Consider the following 8,825-nt stretch of genomic DNA (forward strand, 5'->3'; position numbering starts at 1 on the left):
TCATGCCGGGATGCCGTGCATGCGCCATCTGCACCTCGCGCGAACTCATCGATGAAGAAACTGCTGCCACTGATCCTGTCCGCCCTGTTGGCTCTGCTCGCCTGGCCAACCCACGCCGCACCACGCTTTCCGCATTCGGCCGACGAAGCGCGGGCCTTGCTCGCGCATCTGGGCGCTCATGTGCAGGTCATCAACGCCGACCTGACGCTGGCCCGGAAGAAGCCGGCGAAGGCGTTCGACCTGCTGACCTACTACCCGCTGCCCAAGGCCAAGCTCGACGAGTACAAGCGCAACGGCCACATCGTCAACAGGAACGACGACATCGCCGAGTTCGTCACCTACAGGGTCAAGGACTACGAGCTCATCAACGAGAAGAACGAAAAGCTGCTGATGAAGGACAGCTCCGGCGCTTCGTCGCTGCAGGACTTCGCGCTCTGGACCTACGACAACGTCCTGAGCAGCCAGCGCGGCGTGCAGGTGAAGCTGGACAAGAGCTTCGAGCGCGTCAAGGGTCACATCACGCTGGTGTTCGAGATGCCCGGCAACCTCACGCGCGAGACGCGGGTGCCGGTCGACCTGTCCATCTCGGACCAGGACCCGCGGCCGGCCAACTGAGGCTGGCTTCCCGGGGGGACTCAGGGCCGCAGGCCCTGCGTGAACCGCAGCATGTTCGCCAGCGATTGCGCGAAGCGCGGCTCCAGGAACGCCGCCAGGTGTGGCATCAGCAGCTGAAGCATCACCAGGCCCGCCAGCAGCGTGAGCGGAAAGCCCACCGCGAAGATGCTGAACTGCGGCGAGGCGCGGTTCAGGATGCCCATGGCCAGGTTGAGCGTGAGCAGCGCAGTGATGAGCGGCAGCGCCAGCAGCAGGCCGCTCGCGAAGATGTCGCCGGCCGCCAGCACCAGGAACATCCAGCCGCCGGCGGCCAGCGGCGCGTCGGCGATGGGCAGCGTGTGAAAGCTCGCGGCCAGTGCTTCCAGCATGAGCAGGTGGCCGTCCAGTGCCATGAAGATCAGCATCGCCAGCATGTTCAGCAGCCGCGACACCACCATCGTGCTGCCGTGGCTCATGGGGTCGAAGAAGGACGCGAACGACAGGCCCATCTGCAGGCCGATGTATTCGCCCGCGGCCAGCACGGCGGTGAACACGAGGCGCATCGAGAAGCCCAGGGCGGCGCCGATCAACACCTGCTGCACCAGAATCCACAGGCCGCCCGCCGACACCACGGGCACCGACGGCAGCGGCCCGATCGTGGGCGAGAGCACCAGTGCCAGCACGGCGGCGATGCCCACCTTCACCTGGCGCGGTGCCCACGGTTCGCCGAACACCGGCGCCGCGGCCACCATGGCCAGCATGCGCACGAAGGGCCACAGGAAGGCCACCAGCCAGGCCTCGAGCTGGCCCGAGGTGACGGAGAAGACCGAGGGCGTCACGCCAGCATCTGCGGGATGCTGGCGAACAGGGCGCGCATGTAGTCGAGCATGCGGTCGAGCATCCACGGCCCGGCGATGACCAGCGTCGCGAACACCGCGAGCAGCTTGGGAATGAAGGACAGCGTGGCCTCGTTGATCTGCGTGGCCGCCTGGAAGATGCTGACCACCAGGCCGATCACCAGCGCCACGAGCAGGAGCGGTGCGCCCAGCAGCAGCGAGATTTCCATGGCCCGGTGGCCCATGGTCATGACGGCTTCGGGCGTCATAGATAGAAACTCTGCGAGAGGGCGCCGATGAGCAGCTGCCAGCCGTCGGCCAGCACGAACAGCATCAGCTTGAAGGGCAGCGCGATGGACGCGGGCGGCACCATCATCATGCCCATCGACATCAGCACGCTCGCCACCACGAGGTCGATGATGAGAAAGGGAATGAAGATGGTGAAGCCGATCTGGAACGCGGTCTTCAGCTCGCTGATCACGAAGGCCGGCAGCAGGATGCGCAGCGGCACGTCTTCCGGCCCCTGCATCTCGGGCGCCTTGGCCAGGCGCGCGAACAGAGCCAGGTCGCTCTCGCGCGTCTGGCGCAGCATGAAGGTCTTGAAGGGAGCGATGCCGCGCTCCAGCGCCTTCTCGGCGCTGAGCTTGCTTTCGGAGAAGGGAACGTAGGCGTCGGTGTAGGCCTTGTCGAACACCGGCGACATCACGAAGAAGGTGAGAAAGAGCGACAGCCCCACCAGGATCTGGTTGGGCGGCGAGGTCTGCGTGCCGATGGCGGTGCGCAGCAGGCCCAGCACGATGAGGATGCGCGTGAAGCTGGTCATCGACAGCAGCAGCGCGGGCAGGAAGGTGAGCGAGGTCAGCAGCACCAGCGTCTGCACGCTCAGCGACCAGGTCTGGCTGCCGCCGGGCCCCGGCGTGCTGGTGAGACCGGGCAGGCCCTGCGTCCACGCGGCGGCGGGCAGCGTGGCGGCGAGCAGCAGCAAGGCGGTGCGCAGGCTGCGGCGCAAGGCTGCGTTCGTCATGACGTGGTGCGGGCCTTGCCGGCGAGGGACTCGCGCAGCTTCTGGGCGAACAGGCCCATCGGGTTCTGCGCAGGCGCAGGTGCGGTGGTCGCAGGCGCCGCTTGCGCAGGCAGCGTGTGCAGCGTGTTGACCTGGCTGCCGGTGACGCCGAGCACCAGCCACTGGTCGCCGACTTCCACCACTACCACGCGCTCGCGCGGGCCGACCATGGCCGTCGAGACCACCTTCACCACCTGGCCGCCGCCCAGCCGCTGCAGGCCGAAGCGCCGCGCGAGCCATGCGCACAGGAAGATCAGCCCGACCACCGTCGCCATGCCGAAGCCCGCCTGCAGCAGGCCCGCGCCGCCGACCGCGGAGGGGGCCGCCGCTTCGCGCGCCGGCGTGGGCACGGTGGGCAGCGCGGCGTGCGCCGCATGAAGGCCCAGCGCCAGCAGCGCGGTTCCGCGCGCGATCGACGAAGCCAGCCGCGCCAGGCTCATGCGCGCGCGAGCTTCTGCATGCGCTCGGAGGGCGTGACGATGTCGGTCAGGCGGATGCCGTACTTCTCGTTCACCACCACGACCTCACCCTGCGCGATGAGGTAGCCGTTGATCAGCACGTCCAGCGGCTGGCCGGCCAGGCCGTCGAGTTCCACCACCGAGCCCTGCGACAGCTGCAGCAGGTTCTTGATGGTGATGCGCGTGCGGCCGATCTCGGCGGTGAGCTGCACCGGCACGTCGAGCACGCGCGCGATGTCCACGGGCGTGGTGGCGGCCGACGCGGCCGGTGTGTCCTGGATCTGCTGGAAGACCTGTGCGGCGGCCGGGGCCACGGTCGGCTCGGACACGGGGGCGCTGGCGGCGGTCTGCTCGGCCAGTGCGCTGGCCCAGTCGTCCGCGTCGCTGGCGGCGGGGGTGTTGTCAGTCATGGTCGTTCTTCGAATCGCTGTCTTGGTGAGAGATCATGTGTTGCACGCGCAGGGCGTAGCGCTCGTTGGAGGTGCCGTAGCCGCAGGCCATCACCGGCACGCCGCCGACCTTGGCGACCACGGTCTCGGGCAGCTCGATGGGAATCACGTCGCCCACGCGCAGCTTCATGACCTCGCCCAGCGTCGAGGGCATGGTCACGAAGTCGGCGGTGAGTTCGACGTCGGCCGCCTGCATCTGGCGCGACATCTGCGTGACCCAGCGCTTGTCGACCTCGACCTCGTCCTGGATCGGGTTGGACAGCAGGTCGCGGATCGGCTCGATCATCGAATAGGGCAGGCACACATGCAGGAAGCCGCCGATGGGGCCGAACTCGATCTGCAGCGTGGTGTTGATCACCACCTCGTTGGGCGCGACGATGTTGGCGAGCTTGCCGTGCATCTCGGCGCGCACGTAGTCGAAATCGAGCGGAAACACCGGCTGCCACGCGTCGCCGTAGCACTGCAGCGACAGGTCGAGCAGGCGCTTGATGATGCGCTGCTCGGTGCGCGTGAAGTCACGCCCTTCCACGCGCACGTGGTAGCGCCCGTCGCTGCCGAAGAGGTTGTCCACCACGAGGAACACCAGCTTCGGATCGAACACGAAGAGCGCGGTGCCGCGCAGCGGCTTCATGTGGATCATGTTGATGTTCGCGGGCACCGGCAGGTGCCGCACGAACTCGCCGAACTGCTGGATCTGCACCGGCCCCACCGAGATGTCGGGGCTGCGACGCATGAAGTTCAGCAGCGCGCCGCGCAGGCCGCGCGCAAAGCGGTCATTGATGACCTCCAGCGTGTGCATGCGGTTGCGCACCACGCGGTCGGGCGCGCCGAGGTCGTAGGCCGGCAGGCCGTCGGGCGGCAGCGCGGGCGCGGCGGCCTGGTCGAGGTCGCCCCCGGTGACGCCCTGCAGCAGCGCATCGACCTCGTCCTGGGAAAGCACCTGTTCATACGCCATGGATCAGGGGTCCGAAAGCGTGCGCCGTCGTCATCACTGCACGACGAAGGAATTGAAGGACACGCTCGCGATGCCCAGCTCGGGCAGCCCGTCGGCCAGCGGTGCATTCAGCGCGCTGTGGATCTCCGCGGCCAGCCGTGCCTTGTCTTCCGAGGTGACGAGCGATTCGGGTGCGCGGTTCGACAGCAGCACCAGCAGGCGGCTGCGCAGCTCGGGCATGAACTCGACGATCTGCGCCTTGGCCCGCTCGTCGCGCACCTTGAGCGCCATGCCGATCTGCAGGAAGCGCGAGCGGCCTTCGGACTGCAGGTTGACGGTGAGCGGCTCCAGCAGGACGAAGATGGGCTTCTCGGGCACCGGCGCCTTGGCCGTCTCTGCAGCGGCGGCATCGGTGAAGCGGGGCGCGACGAAGACATACGCGGCAGCGCCGGCCGCGGCCAGGCCGAGGGCGGCCACGAGCCCGATCAGCAGTTTCGAGGTACGGCGCGGAGCCGGCGGGTCGGTCGCGACCGACGCAGCCGCGGTCGCGGCGGGAGAAGAGGTAGCCATGGTGAAACGGTGGACGGGTCCGATCTATTCTTTGCGAAGTCCCCCGCGAACGAACGGCCGAACAAGCGCACAAAGGCGCTTCACATCCGTTCATTGCGGGAGGCGGGCAGGCACGCGCGGCCTCGGTCAGGCGAAGGTGTCGACGCCGGAGTTGTTGCGTGGGGCCGTGGCGGAGCGGGCGGGCGCTGCGGCTGTTGTGCGGGCGATGTCGGCAGCAGTGGTCATGCCCTGCGATCGCCACGCGCCTTGCCGCTGGTGTTGTTGCTGCTGTTGCTGCGCGAACGCCGCATCCTGCCCGAAGGGGGCGCGCGTGTCCGCGCCGACGGAGGTCTGGCCTAGCGTGATGCCTTGCTCCAACAGGCTGGTGCGCAGCTGCGGCAGTGCGGCCTCGACGGCCTTGCGCACGCTCTCGTGGGCCGACACGAACGCGGCCTGCGCCTGGTGATCGCCGATCGACAGCGTGACCTTCAGCGGGCCGAGGCCGGCGGGGTTGAGGTTCAGCTCGGCCGTGTGCGTGCCGGTGAGGCTCATGCGTGCGAGCTGCTGGCCGAGTGCCGGTGCCCATTTCTCGCTGCCGACTTCGGGGGCGAGCGTATGCAGGGGGGCGCGTGCGACGGGGCTCTCGGTCGTGCGCTCGGTGGTGGTGGCTGCGGGTTGCTGCAACGCGAAGGACGGGGTTGCCGTGTCGTCGCCGGAGGTTGCGGTCGGCACTGCGGTGACGGGGGCGGCCTCTGCTGCTGCGGGCTTGGCGCCGTCGGCGGGCCGGGCTTGCGCCGCGGCTGCGAGTTGTTCGGTGGTGGTCGTGCTCACGGTGCGCGGTGCACCCGCGCGGCCCGGTGCGGCGGTGCCGACGGGCGGACCTGCGGGCGTCGAAGCTGGCTTCGCGGCGTCGACGGCCACCGGCTGTGCGGCCACGGCGGCGCGCACGATCTCGTACAGAGAAGGTGCTGCTGTGTCAGCTTCAGGCACCGCGCTTTGTGCAGCGGCGGTTGCGGTCTGCCCGGAAGCTGCGTCAGCCGCGAGAGCCGGTTCGGGTTCGGCTGTGGCATCGCTGCTCACGCGGACCGTGCCTGCAGGCAGGGCGCCTTGCGCATCGGGCGTAGTGGTCATCACTGCGGTGCCCGGCGCACCGCCGTCCTGCGTGGCCGCACGGCCCGCGAGCGTCTGAGCCTGCAGCGGCGCCACGGCCGCGGCAAGAAAGGCGAGGTTCGGTTCTGCAGGCTGTGCGTCCCGCAGGGCGTCGACGAGCTCTTCCTTGCGCGGCTTGGCATCCGTCACCGCGTTGTCGGTGTTCGCGTCATCCGGCGTCTTCGCCACCTGGCTCGCGCGCGAGCGTTCAAGCGCGGCACCGAATGCGCGGCCCTGTGCCTCGTCGGCGCTGCGGCCGCGTGCGCCGGCCTGCGCCACCAGCGAGGTGGCGGCAGGCGTGACGGACGGCGGGATCATGGGAGGCATGTCGGTTCCTGGAAGAGATTCAGTGGGTCGGGTGCGAGGCGCGGTCGAAGAACTGGCGGGCCGCGCGTTCGTCGCTGTCGCGCTGTTCGCGCTTGGCCTGCGCCATCAGCTCCTGCGCGCGCACGCGCTCGGCCAGCGTGTCGAACGAGCTGAGGCGGCGCTTCTCGCGCTGCCAGTCGGTGCGGCCCCGGTCGAGGCGGTGCCCGGCCTGTTCGGCGATGGCGCGCTGCTGCGCGATCGCATGGTCGAGCGTGCCGAGGAAGTTGCGGTAGTTGCGCCACTGCGACGACGGCAGGCCGCCGCGCATCAGCGTGTCGAGCTGCGCGTGGTAGTCCTGCCGGTACTGCAGCAGCAGCTCCAGCTTCTGCTGCGCACTCAGGTGCGCGCTTTGCAAGGCGCCCAGGCGGCGCGCGGCATCGTCGGTCTGGTTCTGCGCCAGGTCGATGAGCATGCCGAGGGGGAGCTTGCTGCTGCTCATGGGCGTCCTGACGGAGATGAGGGGGTGAACAGGCTGTCCATGTGGGCAATGGCCTCGTCGTAGCCGGTGCGTTCATGCATCGACTGCTGCAGAAAGGCCTCGATGCGCGGGTACATCGCGATCGCCTGGTCCAGCTGCAGGTCGTGCCCCGGCGCGTAGGCGCCCACGCTGATCAGGTCGCGGTTGCGCTGGTAGCGCGACAGCATCTGCTTGAAGCGGCGCACGGTGTCGAACTGCGTGGGCGGAATCAGCGCGGTCATCGCGCGGCTGATCGAGGCCTCGATGTCGATGGCCGGGTAGTGCCCCGCCTCGGCCAGCGTGCGCGAGAGCACGACGTGGCCGTCGAGGATGGCGCGCGCCGAATCGGCGATCGGGTCCTGCTGGTCGTCGCCTTCGGACAGCACGGTGTAGAAGGCAGTGATCGATCCGCCGCGCCCTTGCGCGTCGCGTGCACCGTTGCCGGCACGCTCCACCAGTGCCGGCAGCCGTGCGAACACCGAGGGCGGGTAGCCCTTGGTGGCGGGCGGTTCGCCCACGGCCAGCGCGATCTCGCGCTGCGCCATCGCATAGCGCGTGAGCGAATCCATGATGAGCAGCACGTCCTTGCCCTGGTCGCGGAAGTATTCGGCCAGGCAGGTGGCGTAGGCCGCGCCCTGCAGGCGCAGCAGCGGCGAGTTGTCGGCCGGCGCGGCCACCACCACGGCGCGGGCCAGGCCTTCCTCGCCCAGCGTGTTCTCGATGAAGTCCTTCACCTCGCGCCCGCGTTCGCCGATGAGGCCGACCACGATCACTTCGGCGCTGGTGTAGCGGGCCATCATGCCCAGCAGCACGCTCTTGCCCACGCCCGAGCCGGCGAACAGGCCCATGCGCTGGCCGCGCCCGACGGTGAGCATCGCGTTGATGGCGCGCACGCCCACGTCGAGCACCGAGTCGATGGCCGCGCGCGACAGCGGGTTGATCGGCGGCGCCGCGAGCGGCACCTGGCGCGCCGCGTCGAGCGGGCCCAGGCCATCGAGCGGACGGCCCGCCGCATCGACCACGCGGCCGAGCATGCCTTCGCCCACGGGCAGGCGCTTGGTATGTGCATCGCCGGCAGCGTGGGGATCGCGCAGGCCGGGCCGCGCGAACACGCGCGCGCCGGGCAGCAGGCCCGCCACTTCGGTCTGCGACATCAGGAAGAGACGATCGCCCGCGAAGCCCACCACCTCGGCCTCGGCATGGCGCTGCGGATGGCCGGGCGGCAGTTCGATGAGGCAGTCGCTGCCCACGGGCAGCTGCAGGCCCACGGCTTCGAGCACGAGGCCGACGGCGCGTGTGAGGCGCCCCGAGGCGGTGGTGGTCGTGCAACGGGCCACGTCGGTGCGCGCCTGGTCGAGCACGGCGCGCACGCTCTGCAGATGCGGGTTGGTGGCCGTGGTCTGCATCGCGTCAGGACGCCCCGTGGCCCTGCAGTGCCGCGCTCACGCGCTCCCAGCGCGTGGGCAGGCCGGCGTCCAGCTCGCCGTGGGCCGACTGCACACGGCAGCCGCCGCGTGCCAGGCTGTCGTCGGCGCGCAGTTGCCAGCCGGCGGCTTCAATTTCGTCGCCCAGGCTGTTCTTCACCAGCGCGATGTCGTCGGGGTGCAGCAGCAGTCGTGGTTCGCCGCGCAGCGCGGGTTCGGCATGCAGCAGGTCGCGCACCAGCGGCAGCACCCATTCGGGCTCGGCCTGGTAGGTGCGGTGCACCACCTGGCGCGCCACGTCGAGCGCGAGCGCGAGCACGGCGTCGGCCAGTTCGGCCTCGGCGCCGCGCAGGGCCTCGGGCAGCGAGCGGGCCAGCGCGCGCAGGCGTTCGGCGTGCACGCTGGCCGCCGCAAGGCCGGTGGCCAGTCCTTCGGTGTGGCCGACCTGGCGGCCTTCGGCCAGCCCGGCGGCGCGGCCCTCGGCTTCGCCTGCGGCGCGGGCTTCCTTGCGGATGCGGGCCAGTTCGGCGAGGTCGACCTTGGGGG

The 8,825-nt window shown here is 69.9% G+C and carries 12 protein-coding genes; 1 reads left to right on the forward strand and 11 read right to left on the reverse strand.

Annotation, left to right across the window (positions count from 1 at the left end):
* Positions 1-51 precede the first annotated feature (51 nt).
* Complete coding sequence (locus D3H34_RS07590; RefSeq protein WP_119552828.1) at positions 52-615, forward strand: hypothetical protein; 564 nt, start codon at positions 52-54, stop codon at positions 613-615.
* Positions 616-635: 20 nt separating this feature from the next.
* Here the strand turns inward: D3H34_RS07590 and fliR are convergent, their stop codons facing one another.
* The 11 genes from fliR to fliH all read right to left on the reverse strand — a co-directional run.
* Entirely contained in the window at positions 636-1,433 is a 798-nt protein-coding gene (gene fliR, locus D3H34_RS07595; protein ID WP_119552829.1) for a flagellar biosynthetic protein FliR, read from the reverse strand.
* On the reverse strand, positions 1,430-1,699 hold the full coding sequence (fliQ, locus tag D3H34_RS07600) for a flagellar biosynthesis protein FliQ (protein WP_099792007.1): 270 nt from the start codon (positions 1,697-1,699) through the stop codon (positions 1,430-1,432). Before fliQ ends, fliR begins: the two co-directional genes overlap by 4 nt.
* On the reverse strand, positions 1,696-2,454 hold the full coding sequence (gene fliP, locus D3H34_RS07605; protein ID WP_119552830.1) for a flagellar type III secretion system pore protein FliP: 759 nt from the start codon (positions 2,452-2,454) through the stop codon (positions 1,696-1,698). The genes fliQ and fliP overlap by 4 nt, the downstream gene beginning before the upstream one ends.
* Positions 2,451-2,933, reverse strand: coding sequence for a flagellar biosynthetic protein FliO (gene fliO / locus D3H34_RS07610; protein WP_119552831.1), 483 nt, complete (start codon positions 2,931-2,933; stop codon positions 2,451-2,453). Before fliO ends, fliP begins: the two co-directional genes overlap by 4 nt.
* Complete coding sequence (fliN, locus tag D3H34_RS07615) at positions 2,930-3,361, reverse strand: flagellar motor switch protein FliN (protein WP_119552832.1); 432 nt, start codon at positions 3,359-3,361, stop codon at positions 2,930-2,932. Before fliN ends, fliO begins: the two co-directional genes overlap by 4 nt.
* A complete protein-coding gene (gene fliM / locus D3H34_RS07620) occupies positions 3,354-4,355 on the reverse strand; it encodes a flagellar motor switch protein FliM (RefSeq protein ID WP_119552833.1) in 1,002 nt (333 codons plus the stop codon). Before fliM ends, fliN begins: the two co-directional genes overlap by 8 nt.
* Before the next feature lie 33 nt (positions 4,356-4,388).
* Positions 4,389-4,904 carry a flagellar basal body-associated protein FliL gene (gene fliL / locus D3H34_RS07625; RefSeq protein WP_119552834.1) on the reverse strand — a complete coding sequence of 172 codons (516 nt, stop codon included), beginning with the start codon at positions 4,902-4,904 and terminating at the stop codon, positions 4,389-4,391.
* A gap of 126 nt (positions 4,905-5,030) precedes the next feature.
* A complete protein-coding gene (locus D3H34_RS34640; RefSeq protein ID WP_286185514.1) occupies positions 5,031-6,359 on the reverse strand; it encodes a flagellar hook-length control protein FliK in 1,329 nt (442 codons plus the stop codon).
* A 19-nt stretch (positions 6,360-6,378) separates the two neighbouring features.
* Positions 6,379-6,837 carry a flagellar export protein FliJ gene (fliJ, locus tag D3H34_RS07640; protein WP_119552836.1) on the reverse strand — a complete coding sequence of 153 codons (459 nt, stop codon included), beginning with the start codon at positions 6,835-6,837 and terminating at the stop codon, positions 6,379-6,381.
* Positions 6,834-8,261: a flagellar protein export ATPase FliI gene (gene fliI / locus D3H34_RS07645; protein ID WP_119552837.1), complete on the reverse strand. Its 1,428-nt coding sequence runs from the start codon at positions 8,259-8,261 to the stop codon at positions 6,834-6,836. Before fliI ends, fliJ begins: the two co-directional genes overlap by 4 nt.
* 4 nt (positions 8,262-8,265) lie before the next feature.
* A partial coding sequence (gene fliH, locus D3H34_RS07650) for a flagellar assembly protein FliH (RefSeq protein ID WP_147400407.1) occupies positions 8,266-8,825 on the reverse strand: 560 nt, incomplete at its 5' end.

The organism is Acidovorax cavernicola (genome assembly GCF_003581445.1).